The 18,273-nt window shown below is 37.6% G+C and carries 11 protein-coding genes; 3 read left to right on the plus strand and 8 right to left on the minus strand.

The features are described 5' to 3' along the window. Positions 1–16 precede the first annotated feature (16 nt). Complete coding sequence (locus tag H3U82_RS05775; RefSeq protein ID WP_198209617.1) at positions 17–7,150, plus strand: calcium-binding protein; 7,134 nt, start codon at positions 17–19, stop codon at positions 7,148–7,150. A gap of 196 nt (positions 7,151–7,346) precedes the next feature. Beyond that, positions 7,347–8,189: a class II glutamine amidotransferase gene (locus tag H3U82_RS05780; protein ID WP_198209619.1), complete on the plus strand. Its 843-nt coding sequence runs from the start codon at positions 7,347–7,349 to the stop codon at positions 8,187–8,189. Positions 8,190–8,451: 262 nt separating this feature from the next. Here the strand turns inward: H3U82_RS05780 and H3U82_RS05785 are convergent, their stop codons facing one another. The 7 genes from H3U82_RS05785 to H3U82_RS05815 all read right to left on the minus strand — a co-directional run bounded on the left by H3U82_RS05785 (position 8,452) and on the right by H3U82_RS05815 (position 15,686). Beyond that, on the minus strand, positions 8,452–9,813 hold the full coding sequence (locus tag H3U82_RS05785; protein ID WP_198209621.1) for a sodium-dependent transporter: 1,362 nt from the start codon (positions 9,811–9,813) through the stop codon (positions 8,452–8,454). Positions 9,814–10,009: 196 nt separating this feature from the next. After that, complete coding sequence (locus H3U82_RS05790) at positions 10,010–10,813, minus strand: carbon-nitrogen hydrolase family protein (RefSeq protein WP_198209623.1); 804 nt, start codon at positions 10,811–10,813, stop codon at positions 10,010–10,012. A 213-nt stretch (positions 10,814–11,026) separates the two neighbouring features. Beyond that, positions 11,027–11,968: a sce7725 family protein gene (locus H3U82_RS05795; RefSeq protein ID WP_084585669.1), complete on the minus strand. Its 942-nt coding sequence runs from the start codon at positions 11,966–11,968 to the stop codon at positions 11,027–11,029. A 52-nt stretch (positions 11,969–12,020) separates the two neighbouring features. Further along, positions 12,021–12,896, minus strand: coding sequence for a sce7726 family protein (locus H3U82_RS05800; protein WP_144235746.1), 876 nt, complete (start codon positions 12,894–12,896; stop codon positions 12,021–12,023). 104 nt (positions 12,897–13,000) lie between these two features. After that, on the minus strand, positions 13,001–13,450 hold the full coding sequence (locus tag H3U82_RS05805) for a Fur family transcriptional regulator (RefSeq protein ID WP_100125362.1): 450 nt from the start codon (positions 13,448–13,450) through the stop codon (positions 13,001–13,003). Positions 13,451–13,512: 62 nt separating this feature from the next. Beyond that, positions 13,513–14,265, minus strand: coding sequence for an SDR family oxidoreductase (locus tag H3U82_RS05810; RefSeq protein ID WP_198209625.1), 753 nt, complete (start codon positions 14,263–14,265; stop codon positions 13,513–13,515). A gap of 470 nt (positions 14,266–14,735) precedes the next feature. After that, on the minus strand, positions 14,736–15,686 hold the full coding sequence (locus H3U82_RS05815) for a D-alanyl-D-alanine carboxypeptidase family protein (RefSeq protein WP_198209627.1): 951 nt from the start codon (positions 15,684–15,686) through the stop codon (positions 14,736–14,738). A 410-nt stretch (positions 15,687–16,096) separates the two neighbouring features. Between H3U82_RS05815 and clpX the strand changes: the two genes are divergently transcribed. Continuing rightward, on the plus strand, positions 16,097–17,359 hold the full coding sequence (clpX, locus tag H3U82_RS05820; protein WP_084562430.1) for an ATP-dependent Clp protease ATP-binding subunit ClpX: 1,263 nt from the start codon (positions 16,097–16,099) through the stop codon (positions 17,357–17,359). Between the two features lie 163 nt (positions 17,360–17,522). Here clpX and H3U82_RS05825 read toward each other — a convergent pair whose 3' ends face one another. Next, positions 17,523–18,200 carry a helix-turn-helix transcriptional regulator gene (locus tag H3U82_RS05825; RefSeq protein WP_025330304.1) on the minus strand — a complete coding sequence of 226 codons (678 nt, stop codon included), beginning with the start codon at positions 18,198–18,200 and terminating at the stop codon, positions 17,523–17,525. Between the last annotated feature and the right edge of the window lie 73 nt (positions 18,201–18,273).

Raw genomic sequence — 18,273 nt, forward strand, 5'->3', positions numbered from 1 at the left:
ATGAAAGGGTAGAAAAATGTCTCAACCACAAATATTAACTAAAGAACAACTTAATTCATGGAACCAAAAAATTAAAACTGGTAATTTATCTGCAATAGGAGAAGTTTATCAGATACTGAAAAAAAAAGGTTATGACTACGCAGCATGGGCAATTGGTGTTGCAACTGGCGATAGCATTACTGGAAATGGCGCCTTAGAATATATGCAAGCCGTAGCTAAAGGTCATAAACAAATTCTCACTCAGGCCAGAATTGACAGTGTGCGGCGTGATATGGCTTTAGGCTATTTAGCAATGTTGCAAAATAAACTTGAAAAGGGTCATGGTGGTGAAGATATCACTTATGCAGAAATGTATGAATTTCATGTAAACGTATTTAATGAAAATGGTTTGGATATCAGTTACTGGACACTATATACCCCAATGTCGATTATTCAAACTAATGCATCAGGAGCCGGCCGTAACGGTAATATGATTAAAGGCGATAAAGTCGTTGAAAGTATGTGGGAACAGATTCGTGCTACCAAAGGAGAAGTAGCACACGGCGGAACTTCAGTAAGTTTAGAGTTATATCGAATAATGCAGGACGCCAAAAAAGGCTATATTTATGTTGATAAAATAACTGGTGATGTATCTTCAGAAATTAGTATTATTAATGCTTTTACCATGGATGCATCAATTCACTCTATTGGAGGCTCCGAACTTACTCATATATTATCAAAATTGGAGAATTTTGATAAATTAATTGATAGCTTAGGCTATAAAAAAATAACAATTTCCGGTACCGATCAGCAAAAGGCACAACAATGGTGTCGTGATACTGATATGGTAGCTACAGCTAAATCAGTTACAACTGAATCATTAAATCACAATATATTCAATCTCAGTACACACTCTTGGTATAGAAATTATGCCACGATGAACGATAAATCCACCGGAAAATATTTTATTAATCACGATACTTCTTCATTAGCACAACAGCAACTAAATAATAACTGGCTATTAGTTGGTGGCATGGCTATGACCAAATGGATTATGGCTGCGGTACTGAATGAAGAAAGTATTAATAGCTCTAACTCACAAATTACCTCTGTTAACGACCAAAATTTTTTAGACAAAGGGTTAGAATTTGTTTTTGACTCTCAAACTGGACACCGGCAACTAGTACCCGGAAAAACCGATGTATATGAATTTAAATATCAGCTGGAGTTTATTGATAATACACCAGAATATACTCTTAATTTACTGAAAAAACTGAGTGAACAAGGAGAAACTGATAAAGTATCTATTTATTTAAATGCCCTAGCTCATTTAAATCCTATTGTTATACTTAATCCAGATTCAAAACCTCCGCAACGAACATTGGCAGATATGGGAGAAGACTGGATAAAAGCAAGATGCTGGATGATTCAAGAAATCCGCTATGCGCAGGCCAGTGAATTTAATCAGAATCTAGATCAGCAATATGATTTATATGGCTTTTATAATCTCTCTCATAAACGACCAAGATACCAGCAATTTAAAACATTTATAGAATCCATTCGTAAACAATATGGTTTTTCTGAAACGGATACACTTGTATTTCATGATAAACACACCGGCCAGAGCTGGAGTACAAATCCCGAAGCTACTACTAATGTGCATGAAATTGTGATGCTTGCGGATAAAAATCCAGGTATAGCAAGTGGCGGAGCACTTTCTGATATTCTTATTGGTAGTATAGGTGATGATCAAATTATCGGTGGTAAAGGCAATGATCTGCTGATTGGTGGTGCGGGAACAGATAATTATTATTTTAATAACGGAGACGGACAGGATCATATTATCGATAGTGACGGGAATGGCTACGTTTATCTGAATAATAAAAAATTTTCTGAATACAAATGGCGAGTTATAGCAAAAAATCTATGGCAGTCTGAAGATGACAAATGGCGACTAAAATTAGAAAACAGTGGTGATTTAAATATTCAGTCATTAACTGATAAAAATGATTCACTTACTATTAGACAATGGGACACCATGCATGGAAACAAGCTGGGGATTTATTTTAGCGGCGGTGGGGATCCCTCCTCTACCGGCAAAAATAAAATTCTAGGAGACTGGCGTACTAAAATCATCCGAAAAGAAGATTATTTTGATATGGATGAAAATAAAACGGGTCTATATTATCCAAATTGGAAAAATCGCAATACTGACGGCAGTATTGTAAAGGGTCAAAAAGAAAATGGTTTTGAGGATGTAATTTACGGTACTGATCTGGATGATGAAATCTATGGTATGGGTGGTGGCGATGCCATTGATGGTAGCTTCGGTAATGATCTGATTTTTGGTGGTGATGGTAATGACATGCTGACCGGAGGAGGCGGATCAGATACGATTAAAGGTGGTAATGGAGATGATTATATATATGCAAATAGCAAATTAAATGCATCAAATCGGTATCGCCCCGGTGAACGCTGGCAAATGCCGGCATCAGGTAAAGAGCTTATTTATGCAGGTCCTAATTGGGGAATATATAATAACCATAACGATAGAATGGTCATTGAAGGGATCACCGATGCCATTAATGACGAAGCAGATACAGGCGGAGATTTTCTCTATGGCGGGGATGGTAATGATTACATTATAGGCAGTAATCTGAATGATTATATTGAGGGAGATTCAGAAGTTTTCGAGCAGGGGGATGATATAGTTTATGGAATGAGTGGAAATGATCATATTATTGGCGGTAATGGTAATGATTATTTATATGGCGATGGTATGATTAGTTATGGATTTTTGAATTCACTGGATGGTGTTGATCATGGCGATGACTATATTGATGGTGGAGACGGCAATGATGTAATAGTCGGAGGTGGCGGCAATGATGTGATCATCGGTGGGAATGGTGATGACAGCCTTTTTGGTGATATTGATGACTATATGGAAGCCCGATATCATGGTAGCGATACCATTGATGGCGGTGCAGGAAATGATGAAATAATTGGCGGCGGCGGAGACGATTATCTGCATGGCGGTTTTGGCAACGATAAAATCTGGGGGGATGATGCGGATAAAGCTGGTCGCCATTCCGAACTAAATGGTAACGACCACATCTGGGGGGATGACGGCGATGACTATCTGGATGGAGGTTATGGTAATGATAATATACATGGCGGAGAAGATAATGATTTGATTTTTGGTGGTGCCGATAATGATGTACTTTATGGTGATAATGGCGATGATATAATTTATGGAGATTATCTAAAGGAAAACGTCGCTGTACATGGTAATGATTACATTGATGGCGGCGAAGGAAATGATTATTTAGTTGGGGGCGGAGGCGATGATTGGATTGTTGGTGGAGAAGGAAACGATACATTATACGGAGATGACTGTCAGCCAGGTTTTGAGCTAAACACTGTAATGGCAGGCGATGATTATCTTTCAGGCGGTGCAGGCAATGATAATTTAATTGGCGGATACGGTAATGATACTCTGGATGGCGGTACTGGAGATGATCTGATTTTCGGTGGTGGCGGATGCGATATTATTTACGGTGGTGAGGGTAAAGATGAAATTGTAGGTGATTTCAGTACGGCTGTCGATACCCATATCGATGCTACAAATAATGAATATAACGATGTTATTTATGCCGGTTCAGGTGATGATCTGGTTCTCGGCCAGCTTGGTGATGATCTGATTTATGGTGGCAAAGGTAATGATCGATTATACGGAGATATGGGAGAAAAAGCATCTGAACATCATCCGCAAAATAATGGTAATGATACGATTTTCGGAGAAAGTGGTAACGATTATATAGATGGCGGATATGGCAATGATTACCTTGATGGCGGTGCTGATAATGATACTATTTTTGGAGGCGGCGGAAACGATTTAATTTATGGAGGCGATGGCGACGATTTATTAATTGGTGATGCATCTAATGAATTTGATATAGATAATGATGGCGATGGAGACGATGTTATTTACGGTGGTAATGGTAATGACACAATCTATGGCGGAGGCGGTAATGATTTATTACAAGGTGATGATGGAGATGATGTTATCTATGGCGGTAGCGGCGATGACAAATTATTTGGTGGCGATGGAGATGACTGGCTTTACGGTGGTAAAGGAAATAATTATCTGAACGGTGGTCTGGGTAATGATAGTTTTATTTTCAAAAACGGAGATGGTATAACCACTATAGAGGATTATAGTGGTAAGTCTACTATCATAGTAGATAATTTAGATCAACTGAGTTTTACACAATATGAAAAAGGGATAATAATCCATACCGGTACACTTGGAGATGCTATTTATCTGATAGGCTGTTTTACTGACGGTCGAAAGAATAGTCTCCCTTTGGATCAGATTATATTCACCGACAATAAAAAATCTCAGACCTTGTTTGATCTGTTTTCATCAAATCTTAACACCATTGCGCAAAAATATAATCAAATTATTGATGGAGACTCTACTGACAACAGTATATGGGGTACAGAAAATAATGATCTCATCTACGGCTATACAGGTAATGATATTTTACATGGCGGTGCAGGTAATGATTACATTGAAGGTGGAGATGGTAACGATATTTTATATGGTGAAGATGGCGATGATATTTTAAATGGCGGACCGGGAGAGGATACACTCATCGGAGGTTCAGGTAATGATAATATTGAAGGTGGAGATGGTAACGATATTTTATATGGTGAAGATGGCGATGATATTTTAAATGGCGGACCGGGAGAGGATACACTTATCGGAGGTTCAGGTAGTGATATTCTGACTGGCGGAGATTATGAAAAAGACATATATATTTTTCAGAAAGGGCATGGACATGACACTGTTAACGATCGGGGGGAACAAACGGATCCCAATAATGTAATTTTTGAAAATGCCAGTTATTCACAGACTCAGTTCAGTCGTACCGGTGTCGATCTGATAATTAAAGCTTACGGAACCGAAGATTCTGTCACATTTACCAATTATTTTGCTGGGAAACTTTATCAGAATTTTATTTTTAATTTTACAGATAAGACTCTGAATTCCGAAGATATAAATAAAATCGATTATGATAGAAATAATAATCATCAGAAATCGATAATTAAAGGCTGGAAAGGAAAAGACATCCTCTACGGTTCAGACGGTGAAGATGAACTATACGGTGGTGATGGTGATGATGAACTGTATGGTGGTGATGGTAATGATGAATTAACCGGAGGAAGTGGTTACGATATTGTAGATGGAGGAAAAGGTGATGATATTATTTGGGATGATTTAGGTCCTGATTTGTATATTTTTCAAAAAGGTCATGGACATGATGTGATTTATGGTGAAGGTAAATCAGATGAAGATGATGAAGGATGGAAAAGTGCTGATCCTGATTTTGAAAACTTTATTGATACAATAAAATTTCAGAATAGTAATTCACAGCAGGCCAAATTTATTCGTGGAGGAGAAAACAAAAGCGATTTAATTATTTATGCATATGGAACAGATGATTCTCTCACGATCGCTGATTTCTTTTCTGATCCTATGGGCAGAAGTTTTAAGTTTATCTTTAATGACAAGACTCTAACGCTTGATGATATCGCACAAATGCCTTGGATTCAGACAGTTTCAGAAAATAATACTTTTCTGGATGGATGGCGAGGAGTTGATTATCTTGAAGGCGGTAAAAATGATGATTACTTTATGGGTTTGGACGGCAATGATATTTTAAATGGTTATGACGGCGATGATATTTTAAATGGAGGATGTGGTAATGACATAATCAACGGCGGTGATGGTAATGATATTCTATGTGGAAATTTTGAAAACGTACACTTTATGGAAGATGTTGATGGCGATGATATTTTAGACGGAGGCAGTGGTAATGATTACTTGTACGGTAACAGAGGAAATGACACCCTGATTGGTGGTGAAGGTAATGATTACATGGAGGGAGGAGACTGGGAAAAAGATTATTATATTTTCACAATAAATCATGGGCAAGACGTAATTAATGATTTAGGATTTGATGATATAAATGAACACTTTAAATGTAATGAATTAATATTTAAGGGTAGTAATAGTGAAAATGCTGTTTTTAATCGTATAGGAGACAATCTGATTATTAGAGCTTACGGAGAAAACGATTCTGTCACTCTAACCGATTTTTTCAAAGACCGTTTTCATCGTGCATTTAGCTATAAATTTGATGACAAAACTCTTTATCTCGAAGATTTAATAATAAAATTAACAAAAAATAGCGGTGAAAATGCAGATAGTTTACTTAATCAATTATGGAATCAAAATGCTCATCAGTTTGATCCTAATTTAAGTGAAGATGAAAATAGTTTTATTTCACATGAATTTGATAATGAACAAAATACAGATGAAGAAATTTATGATGATGATGGTGCTCCATATGATAAAATCCTGGGAACTTCTGAATCAGAAACTATAAAAGGTTGGGCTGATGCTAATATTTTGATTGGCTATGATGGCGATGATCGGTTGTATGGTTCTGGTTATTATAACTTTTTCAATGGAGGGAAAGGTAACGATATAATGTATGGAATGGAATATCAGAAAGATACATATTTATTTGAAAAAGGTCATGGTCAGGATATTATTTATGATGAAGATTTTAAATATAAATATGCAAATATTGTAAATAATGAATTAATCTTCAGGGGTGGACATTCTGAAAATGTTGAGTTTTCTCGTATTGAGGAGGATCTGATAATAAAAGCTTATGGAACAGATGATTCTGTGATGCTTAAGAATTTTTTTGTTAGTGAAGATAATCAGGCCTATAAATATATTTTTGATGACAAAACAATATATTTTGATGATATTCCCAAATCAATTTTTCCAGAAAAAAAACCAGAGGAGCAATTAAAGGAAAATCTTTTCGAGTCTGACTTTCAAAATCATAAACCTAATCAATTTAACGTGGGAAGTTCAATTGGAAATAGTAACAAAATTGGTGATTATCCATCATCATCATATGGAAACGTCAATATAAATATTGATTCATTAATAAATTTAATATCAATTTTAAAAACTGAATATCCCAATGGCAATTTTCATAAACAAAATGATTTACCAAGGGGTCCAGATAATTTATACATTGATTTCTCTCTTCATTTATCTCATGTTGAACTTCTCTCATATTGAAATGTAGAATTATGGATTTTTAAGCATAGCAATTTATAAATCAATTTAGTTGCGATATTAGTTTATAATAACAATGTCTGTTAATAAAATAGCAGGCATTGTTTTTTTTATACTTAATATTTTAAAATTTATAAAATTGATATTAAAATAAGCAGCTAATAATACTTAGATAACTTCAGTTAAGGAGAAATAATAAATGTGCCAGTTGTTAGGCATGGATTGCAATACCCCTACTGATATTGTCTTTTCTTTTGAAGGTTTTCGTTTGCGGGGAGGTCTGACTGACAGCCATGCAGATGGTTTCGGCATTGCTTTTTTCGAGGGGCACGGAGTGCGTCTGCTTCAGGATGATAAGCCTTGTGCCAGCTCACCTGTAGCGGATTTGGTGCAGCAATATAAAATCAAATCGGAAAATGTAATAGCCCATATTCGCAAAGCTACTCAGGGACAAGTGCACTTAGTAAATACACATCCGTTTGTACGCGAGTTATGGGGAGAATACTGGGTGTTTGCACATAATGGCAATTTGCGCCGTTTTAATCCTTCTGAAGGTGAATATTTCAACCCGGTAGGCTCTACGGATTCAGAGCAGGCCTTCTGCTATCTTCTTGAGCAGCTACGCCAGCGCTTTCGTCACAAGCCTTCTCGGGAAATTTTATTTAATACTATAGCAGAAATTACTGGTGAGCTGCGTCAGTATGGTTTATTTAATTATATGCTTTCGAATGGTGACTGGTTAATTGCCCATGCCAGCACCCTGCTTTTTTATATTATCCGGCAGGCGCCTTTTGGTAAAGCTGTTCTGGCAGATGAAGACGTAGCTATTGATTTTTCCGCAGTTACTACGCCACATGATCGTGTAGCTGTAATTGCCACATTACCGCTTACCTGTAATGAGCAATGGCAGCAGCTGGCGGTTAATGAACTGGTGATGTTCAGCCAGGGAGAAATTGTTTTGCGCGATTGTATCCAGCCGGCTCAATATATGAGTGTAGAAGATGGTCTGGCCATCGCACGCAAAGCCGGCGTCAGCATGTAACAGATTAAATTGAACTAAGAAACTAAAATTTCAGAAAATCTGTTATTAACTGAACTATCTTATGTTATTTATCCAGAATGGATTTAAACCAGATTAAAGTATAGTAACAATTGCAGATATTTGATGCAAATCCAGATATTCATTAAATATCTATATCTGCTTTCAGGCATTTTCTATAGTAATTAGTGAATCCATAAAAGAAAATCCCGAATAATTCCGGGATTTTTTTTACTCAGATATGAGAATATTAACTATATATTGATTACATAAATCCATAAATCAGAATTGCTATTACGGCTATCGGAATAACATAGCGGCATAGCACTTTCCAACAAGCAAATACAGCCGGACCTAAATTCAGTTCCTGACGAATTCTCTCCTGATTCATCATCCAGCCGGCAAATACAATCGTACCAAGACCGGTTAACGGTAGCATAAGCTTACTGGTCAGATAATCGAGAGAATCAAAAATATTTTTGCCGAAAATTGTAATATCCTGCCACTCATTAAAAGACAGCAGGCAGGCAATGCCCAATGCCCAGATAAATAAACTACTTACTAAAGTCGCTGATTTACGTCCTAAATGGGTTTTTTCTTCCAGTAATTCAACTGTTGGCTCCAGCAATGAAATTGAGGAAGTCAGGGCGGCAAAGGTCAGGAAAATAAAGAATACGACACCAATAATAGTACCACCGGCCATATTGCCGAAAGCGATAGGTAAGGTAACAAAAATCAGACCCGGACCTTCTCCCGGTTGCAGACCATTGGCAAATACCAGCGGAAAAATGGCCATACCGGATAACATGGCAACAATAACGTCCAGAATAACTACAGTACGTGCTGTAGAAATCAGATTCACATCTTTACCCAGATAGGAACCGTAAGCCATCATAATACCCATGCCCAGAGACAGGCTGAAAAATGCATGCCCCAATGCTGCCAGTACTGCCTTACCGGTAATAGCAGACCAGTTAGGAGTAAATAGGAAAGCAAAAGCCTTGCCAAATGAAGGTCCGCTGACAACTGCCGCATAAACCACCAGACCAATCAGTAAAAGACCCAGTCCCGGCATCATCACTTTACAAGAACGTTCCAAACCGGAACCAACACCCATGGCTACAATCAAAGCGGTAGCAAACATGAAGACGGTATGCCATGTAAGTAAATGGCTTACGCTACCAAGAAATTGCTGGAAAACCTGACCGGTGCCCTCGCCATTTAAACCTTTAAAAGTACCAGTACCGGCAAGAAAAATGTAATCAGCAGCCCACCCGCCAATAACGCTGTAAAAAGAAAGAATCAGGAATGAACCAAGTACGCCGATAATACCTACCCAGCGCCATGATTTAGATTGCCCTTCATCAGCAGCTACATCTTCCATGGTATGAATCGGATTTTTCTGCCCGCGACGGCCAATCAGCCACTCAGCCACCAGAATAGGTAAACCAATTACAAACATGCAAATCAGATAGGTAAGCACAAATGCAGAACCGCCCATCTGACCGGCCATATAGGGAAATTTCCATATATTACCTAAACCAACTGCTGAACCTGCTGCGGCGAGCATAAACCCCATCCGCGAGCTCCACTGAGAATGCGACTTTTTCTTTGTTCCGCCACTCATCGCTACTGCCCCTTACTTCTTAATTCAAACTTTAATCAATAATCATGCCATGAATCGCATTTTTGGACAAGAAATGATTGTGAATGTACCGTTTTTGAGACTATTAAGCTCATTATTCAGACATTATGTCCAAATAATGAGCTTAGGTATGGATTAAATTCAGGCTGGTTCAAAATACTAACTTAAAAAAACATATTTACAACAGTCGATGTTGTAGTGCCGGTAGCTTAGTACGTACTGATTGCAGAAATTCGGTATCCAGCTCTGCACAAATAACACCCTCTCCTTCTGGCAAAGAAGCAAGGATTTCTCCCCAAGGATTAATAATCATACTGTGCCCATATGTACGGCGGCCATTCTGATGCTGCCCACCCTGTGCAGACGCAAGCACATAACATTGATTTTCAATTGCTCTGGCAGTCAATAATGTGTTCCAGTGTGCTTTACCCGTGGTATAAGTGAATGCTGCCGGTAACACCAGTACTTCAAACGGAAGCTGGGCACGGAAAAATTCAGGAAAACGTAAATCGTAACAAATACCCTGTGCCACAGCGATATTATCAACTCTCAGCTCGGGTACATCCATGCCCCGCAGTATTGTATCGGCTTCTGCGTAAGACTCATTGGCACCAGTGTAACCAAACAAGTGCATTTTATGGTAGAAACCCAGCAATTCTCCTGAGCGTCCGTACACCAGCATGGTATTAAATATTTTGGTTTTATCTGTACTTTGTAAAGGTATGGTACCACCAAATAATAGGATCCCCAGTTCAGCAGCAAGAGTTTTCAAAGCTGTTTGCAATCGGCCATCTCCAAAAACCTCAGCCACAGCTACTTTATCTGTTTCGTCTTTACCCATTATCGGCCAGTATTCAGGTAATACTACCCATTCCGCACCTGCATTGGCAGCTTGCCGAACCAGACGCTGCATGGTTTGAATATTCTCAGCAATATCAGTACCAGAAACCATTTGTACGATGCCAACTTTGATACCATTCATGTATTACTCCTTCAATACTTTTGCCATAACTTTGTCAGTTGGGTTATTTATAGTCTTAACTATTTCAATAGGCAAATAAATTATTTTAGTATATAGAGTAATAATCCTTAAATTTTAAAATCTGGAATAAATTGTGATGATTTATCCTAGATTTATTCTTATAGTTACAAGATAAATTCTTTGATTAATAGATAAATACTTATCTACATTTTGTTAATATACACCTTTAATTTTTAAAAGATGCATGAGTTCAAAATGATGTTGTATTGAAAGACTTTTTAAAGTACCTAAATGATATGAAAAATTTTTTTTCTGATACATATCTTCTAATTCCTGACAAGCTGATGACCAAGTTAGTAATCCAATATTATTTTGTATTACTGAATGAATATCTTCTAAAAGTTCTTCATTAAGCACCCCAATATTTTCATGATAGGTTCTAGGTTTTGATAAACAATGCTCAATTAATATATCATTTCTATCTGTATGATTAAAAGTAAGATGAAAAGCTGATGTGTAAGCCTGCCCTCCATTTTGGGAAAAATGATTACCTATAGTAGAGAAATTTCCAAATCCCTGATATCCGTTAGATTTATAGTTCAAATGTGCATCAGAAAAAAACTCAATTCGATTTTCTTGATAATCATAATTACGCTTTAAGCGTTTAAAATTGTCTTCAAGTAAAATTTTATCTTTAGAAAATTGATTAATATAATAATCCTCAACGCTATCCTTATAAAAAATATGCTTTATTATTTGTTCTTGTTGGTTAATCAATTTAGTATCAAATCTAATTTCACCTGAATGTATCAAAACAAATTTAGATTGATTAAACATATTTAACCAATTCTGAATTTGTAAAAAATTATAACTATGGTCAACATTTAAGCCTACAATCAATGAAGAATTTGATTCAATTAAGTTCTTGGTAAGTTGGATAAGCTGCTCATCATTATTTTTTAGATCGCCAACTTTTGGATTAATTATAAATATAAAATTATTCGGGTTAATTTTAGAAAGCGTTTTTTGAATCTCATTGAAGCTATTTTTAACAGGTTCCAAAATAATAGAAATATTTGATTCATTAATTTTATCAGCACTTTTTCGTATTGATAATAATTCAAATCGTTTGCTTCTTAAAAAGCAATAATACATAATCTCCTCCTTGTATTAATGAAAAATTAACGCTTTAAATAACAATTATTAATTACAATATTTGATTTTCCAAACGTGACGAAATTATTTTAAGTCTCCTTAAAGAAGGTCTAATATTTAGCATTAATGCTAATAGTGAAAAAGGCAGTTTTTCTATAGATCTTTTTTCTTCATTTTTCAATTCTCTTTTGCGTAGAATACTTACAAAAACATTATGTGCTTCAATAATATCCATTTTTTGAAATAAGTTCAAACAATCATTTCTAGTCTTTTTAGGTGAAATATCAGGAATATAATCATATTTTTTTTTCATATAATCCAATATTTCTGAATTTCTTAAGCACTTGAATAAAGCACTTATAGATAAATTTTCAATATTTGATGATGCCTCACGAATTGTACTCATTTGTTTTCTATGAGTTAATCTAATTATACCTACGTCTTTATCTAAAGTTTGTTCCAAAATTTTAATCTTCGAATCATCGCACACTATAAATATCTTTTCAAAAACTTTTTTATAATCAGTTAGCTGGGAGGAGATTCGATCTAAATTATCTAATCCTGTTTTAATTTCATAAGCAGTGGATGTCCCATTAAAAATAGCTACATCACAAATTGAATTTAATACATGAAACTCATTCATATAGGCAACATTAGCTAATTTATGCCTTCCTTTTATTAATCGATTTGCTATTATATTTTTAAATACATATTCGTTTTTATAATGTTGATTTATAATATTAAAAAAATAATCGAAAGCATAAAAAAAATTTTTACCTTTTAAATCTTTTTTTATTTTAGTATCTAAAAGTATTTCGTTTAGTAAAGAAGAATCATTTTTAAAGATGAGCGAATCAAAATTAGAAGTTCTGAAGAATTGACTAATTTTATATGGCACATTATCAGATAACATAATTGAGTTTGTCATTTTAAAATACTTTTCGATTAAATAATATTATATACATTTCTGATTCTCTTTTTGTAACTTACTATAAAAATATGATTTAAAATATTCTGAATACTAACAAACTCTCAAGTAACCTTCCTCTGGCAATGTGTACAGATACCTGTTAGTACGATATGCTCATCATTGAGCATAAATCCATTATCTGCAGCACGCTGGCGTAATGCTGCCCATTCTGAGCTGAGACTTTGTTCATCTACAGCTCCGCACTGGTTGCATACCAGAACAAAATCACTGTGATGAACGGTATTGTCCTGACAGTGACTATCACATTCATGTTGTACATGACGACAAAGTATATAGCCGTTAACAGCAGGTATTTTATGTAATACACCCTGCTCAGCCCAGAAATCCAGTGCCCGGTAAGCAGTAGGCGGAGCAACCGTACTGTTACTGTGCTGTTGCATAGATGCCAGTACCTGGTAGGCTTTAATAACACCACTCATATTTAATACAATATCCAGCACCTGAGTACGCAGTTGGGTAACAGTAACTCCTTGCTGAGCACACTGTGCCATGATACGTGCTTTTTCTTCGGCTTTGGATTGCCATACTGTAGGGTTAGACATACCTGTAAATCTTAAGCCAAATCACGGGTTACACTCAGACCGGCGAAGGTTTGTGATACCGGCATAATTTCAATATGGTTAACATTCATATGTGCCGGAGTCTGATACAGCCATAATACGGTGTTGGCAATATCTGCCGGTTGCAGATAGCTGATATTTTCATATACGGCAGCAGCCTGTTTATCATCGCCGCGAAAGCGTACATTGGAAAATTCAGTATCACCGCATAAACCGGGGGCAATATTGGTTACTCGTATACGTGTACCAGCCAGATCAGTACGCAAATTCAGGCTGAACTGGCGTACAAAAGCTTTGGTAGCACCGTAAACATTGCCACCTTTATATGGCCATGAGCCGGCAGTAGAACCCAGATTAATGATATAGCCGCTATTTTTGGCTACCATTCTTGGCAATATTTGCCGGATGACATAAGTTAAACCCAGAACATTGGTATGAATCATGGTTTCCCAGTCAGCAAAGTTTGCTTCCTGAGCCGGCTCCATGCCCAGTGCCAGCCCGGCATTGTTCACGAGTAAATCAATATCCACCCAAGTACCCTGTAAGGAGGCTAATGCATTATCTACACTGCTTTTATCGGCTACATCCATTTGTAATGGTAAAAACTGTGCACCCAGTTCTGCCTGTAAATGTTGCAGCTTATCCAGCCGCCGTGCGGCACCAATAACCTGGTAACCGGCATGAACCAGCACACGACACATTTCTGCGCCAAATCCTGCAGAAGCACCTGTAATTAATATTGCCATGTCAGTATCTTTCTCTGTTTAAAGATAACACCTCTATTTGTCCCTTATGAGATAAGTCTGTATTTATTCCATTTCCAATATTATGGTATTACATTTCTATTTTGCTACGACCGGGTCTTGTTTATCAACCGGTGACATCCATTCATTCATACCTCAGGAATATTTATCAGTCTCAGAACCAATATTTTACACTGATGATTAAGCTTTTTACTCAGTACTATTCTCGGAAACTATGCCTTGCCCATTATTTTACAAATAGAAGATGCAGACGAATCAACTGGCACATTTATAAAAACGCTATTAATCATATCTGTTAAATTACTTTAGATTGCTGATGTTCACAGGCTATGTCTGGCTTTCTATCATGTTCATTGACTGCTTTGACAGTTACATTACGATATAAACGGATTGATTTATTGATAAAAAAACCCGTTATCGCTAACGGGGCTCTTTGATAACAGATATATGGTTTATAAGGATTGCTGCATCGCCCATGAACGTAAAGCGCGGGCATCGCTTACGCGGGTTGTTGAACTGGGAGAGTTCAGTAAAACAATGGTTACCGGCTGGTTCTGCACGCTGGTCAGCAGCACCATAGACCGACCTGCTTCACGAATATATCCGGTTTTTTGCAGCGCGATCGGCCATAAACCTTCGCGTACCAGTGCATTGGAGTTGTGATATTGCTCTACTCTGCCATTACTGGTGTATACCGAACCGGAATTGTCAGTTGAATATTGTCTGATAAGCGGATACTGACTGGCACCACGCACCAGTAAAGCCAAATCCCGTGCAGTGGACTGATTGCGCGGATCAAGCCCGGTTGGTTCGTAAAAACGTGAATTAGTCATTCCCAGCTCAGCCGCCTTATTATTCATGGCTTCTACAAATGCCGGCATACCGCCCGGATAAGTTCGTGCCAGAGCATGGATTGCCCGGTTTTCACTACTCATTAAACCAATATGCAACAGCTCACGCCGGGTCATTACTGTACCAACAGACAGACGGCTGGTTGAGTTTTTCAGCCGGTCAATTTCGGCATCTGTGATGGTAATCTGATCATTCATGTTCTGATTGGCATCCAGTACTACCATTGCTGAAACTAGCTTAGAAATGGATGCAATTGAACGTACCTGATTGATATTTTTCTGGTAAAGAATTTCACCGGTCTGATTATTCATAATCAGAGCCGATTGTGAGCTTAATAAAGGACCGGCAATCTGTGCACGGGTTTCCAGATTGGCATCGGGATGGTTGCTGATAAATGTGCTGAGTGTGTCAGACTGACCACCTGTCTGCTTTTGTTCGATAAACTGACCGAGAACATCAAGGTCTCCAGCTACAGCAGGTACTGTAAAAAACAGACTACTGCTTAACAGGCTTACCCACTGCCAGCGACGCAGACGTGATAAACATGACATGATAACTTCCTTTTTGACCCTGAATCAGGGTAATTTATTTCTCAAGAGAATACTACTCAAACTGAACGCTATAGAGAGACAGACATAATTATTGTCTGTGTTTGAAAGAAGTTTTTAACGTCCAATTATTCAATAAATATATTGTTTCTCAATCTAATTATAAGACAAATTTGCTTACGGCCGGTATTTTCTTATTATATTTGGCTAAAAAAGGTGTTTATAAACGATATTTTAATCAGATTTTCATTATCAAACTGATTTCTTCAGTGATTAAAACCACACTAGCATTCAGTTTGATATCAGCCTGATAAAACTATATACTCGTTTTTTGGCTGAATCCGATACGATATCATCTATGTATTTGGTCCGGCGTTCAATATAAGCTCTATTTTCTTGATGAAATCCTGTTTATGAGTAAAGAAATTCGTTATTGTTCGTTTTGCGGTAAACCTGAAAACGAAGTTAAAAATTTAATTGAAGGTGAAAACGCATTAATCTGTAATGAGTGCGTGGATACATGCAATGAAATGCTACATAATCCGGGTGCTTCTTCTACAGAGAATGGCATGCCGGCAACTGACGGAGAAGGTCAGGAAAAACTACCAACTCCAGCAGAAATTGTTGCTAATCTTGACCAGTATGTAATCGGACAGGAAACAGCAAAAAAATCACTGGCTGTAGCGGTTTATAATCATTACAAACGCTTGCGTCTGGGTAAGGAAGAAGGTCAGGTAGAGCTGTCTAAATCCAATATTCTGCTGATCGGACCTACCGGTTCGGGTAAAACTCTGCTCGCTCAGACTCTGGCGCGCAAACTGGATGTTCCGTTTGTGATGGCGGATGCCACCACACTTACCGAAGCCGGATATGTTGGTGAGGATGTGGAACAGATTATCACTAAATTATTGGGTAAATGCGATTTTGATGTACAAAAAGCACAAAAAGGCATTGTATATATTGATGAAATCGATAAAATCTCCCGCAAAAGTGATAACCCCTCTATCACCCGCGATGTTTCCGGTGAGGGTGTTCAGCAGGCTTTACTTAAACTGATAGAAGGAACTGTTGCATCTGTGCCGCCACAGGGTGGACGCAAACATCCTAATCAGGAATTTATTAATGTAGACACTACTAATATTCTGTTTATCTGTGGTGGTGCATTTGCCGGACTGGAAAAAGTTATCCGTCAGCGTACTGAAAAAGGTGGTATCGGCTTTGGTGCTGCGGTACACAGCAAAGACGAAAATACCAATGTAAGCGAGCTGTTTCAGACGGTAGAACCGGAAGACCTGATTAAATTCGGTTTGATTCCCGAGCTGATCGGTCGTCTGCCAGTTATTGCAACGCTCACTGAGCTGGATGAAGATGCACTGATTAATATTCTTACCGAACCTAAAAATGCATTAATCAAGCAGTTTCAGGCTCTGTTTGCGATGGAAGGTGTGGAGCTACAGGTACAACCCTCTGCATTACGGGCAATTGCCAAGCTGGCCATGGCACGTAAAACCGGTGCCCGCGGCCTACGCTCAATTGTAGAAAAAGCGTTGCTCAATACTATGTATGCTTTGCCGGATTTAAACGATGTAAAAAAAGTGGTTGTTAATCAGGATGTAATTGATAAAGGTGCTGAACCTGAATGGTTACTGGCTGATGGCAGTGCTTATAAAGGCTAAAACCATAAGCTGAATTTTACATGCATAAAAAAACCGTCTGAATTTTGGAATTCAGACGGTTTTTTATGTCCAGAATAAATGAGTTAACCGGTTAATAATGTGTCTGCAGTAATACCCGGATTATCAAACTGGCTCTTCAGTATGAAATTTTATTATCAGAACATTACAGATAACGGCCAAACCACAATACTTTACCGATGATTTGTACATCATCACTTTCACTATCCAGCCGGATTTCAAAACTCGGATAGGCTTCATTAGCAGAAATAACATTCACTACATTACCTGGCATCAGCTGTAAACGCTTAACCAGCAGATTATCGTTAATACGCAGTACATACAAACCATCACGGCGTATATGATTCATTTGCTGTACCAGAATGGTATCCCCGTCATTGAGCACACCTTCCATTGAATCGCCTTTGACCGAAATCACTGACAAGCCACTAACTTCAGGGCTAATCATTGAATTTATCCAATCCTTGCGAAACGCCATGGTAAACATCGGTTTTTCATTAGCAACTAAACTACCATGTCCGGCAGCTGCTTCAATTGCATAACGCGGTACATAAACAAAATCTTCAGTATTCACCGGATTACCCAGCGTATCATGTGCTGCCTGAGTTTGCTGTTCAGGAAAGGGCTCCCCTTCTCCGGTCAGCAGCCAGTCAATACTGCAACCTTTTAATTCTTTGATACGTTTCAGGGTTTCTGCTTTGGGTAACCCGCCTTCATGCCAGATACGGCTGAAACCGGCCATAGTCATATCAATGTCTGTAGCAATTTTAGACTGGCGCTCACCCGGCCACAGTGAAGCCAGACGATCTTTAAATGTTTGCATGCACAAATTCCGGCAATTTCTTAGAAATAACGTCAATAAATTTGTTTTTATTATACTTCATTTTTAGAAAAAT

It is taken from the genome of Snodgrassella sp. W8132, from assembly GCF_016100865.1.
GTDB classification, from domain to species: domain Bacteria; phylum Pseudomonadota; class Gammaproteobacteria; order Burkholderiales; family Neisseriaceae; genus Snodgrassella; species Snodgrassella alvi.

Excerpts from the sequence above, each read along its gene's own strand:
- H3U82_RS05775 (WP_198209617.1), top strand. The coding sequence starts at position 17 with ATGTCTCAACCACAAATATTAACTAAAGAACAACTTAATTCATGGAAC.
- H3U82_RS05780 (WP_198209619.1), top strand. The coding sequence starts at position 7,347 with ATGTGCCAGTTGTTAGGCATGGATTGCAATACCCCTACTGATATTGTC.
- H3U82_RS05785 (WP_198209621.1), bottom strand. The coding sequence starts at position 9,813 with ATGAGTGGCGGAACAAAGAAAAAGTCGCATTCTCAGTGGAGCTCGCGG.
- H3U82_RS05790 (WP_198209623.1), bottom strand. The coding sequence starts at position 10,813 with ATGAATGGTATCAAAGTTGGCATCGTACAAATGGTTTCTGGTACTGAT.
- H3U82_RS05795 (WP_084585669.1), bottom strand. The coding sequence starts at position 11,968 with ATGTATTATTGCTTTTTAAGAAGCAAACGATTTGAATTATTATCAATA.
- H3U82_RS05800 (WP_144235746.1), bottom strand. The coding sequence starts at position 12,896 with ATGACAAACTCAATTATGTTATCTGATAATGTGCCATATAAAATTAGT.
- H3U82_RS05805 (WP_100125362.1), bottom strand. The coding sequence starts at position 13,450 with ATGGCACAGTGTGCTCAGCAAGGAGTTACTGTTACCCAACTGCGTACT.
- H3U82_RS05810 (WP_198209625.1), bottom strand. The coding sequence starts at position 14,265 with ATGGCAATATTAATTACAGGTGCTTCTGCAGGATTTGGCGCAGAAATG.
- H3U82_RS05815 (WP_198209627.1), bottom strand. The coding sequence starts at position 15,686 with ATGTCATGTTTATCACGTCTGCGTCGCTGGCAGTGGGTAAGCCTGTTA.
- clpX (WP_084562430.1), top strand. The coding sequence starts at position 16,097 with ATGAGTAAAGAAATTCGTTATTGTTCGTTTTGCGGTAAACCTGAAAAC.
- H3U82_RS05825 (WP_025330304.1), bottom strand. The coding sequence starts at position 18,200 with ATGCAAACATTTAAAGATCGTCTGGCTTCACTGTGGCCGGGTGAGCGC.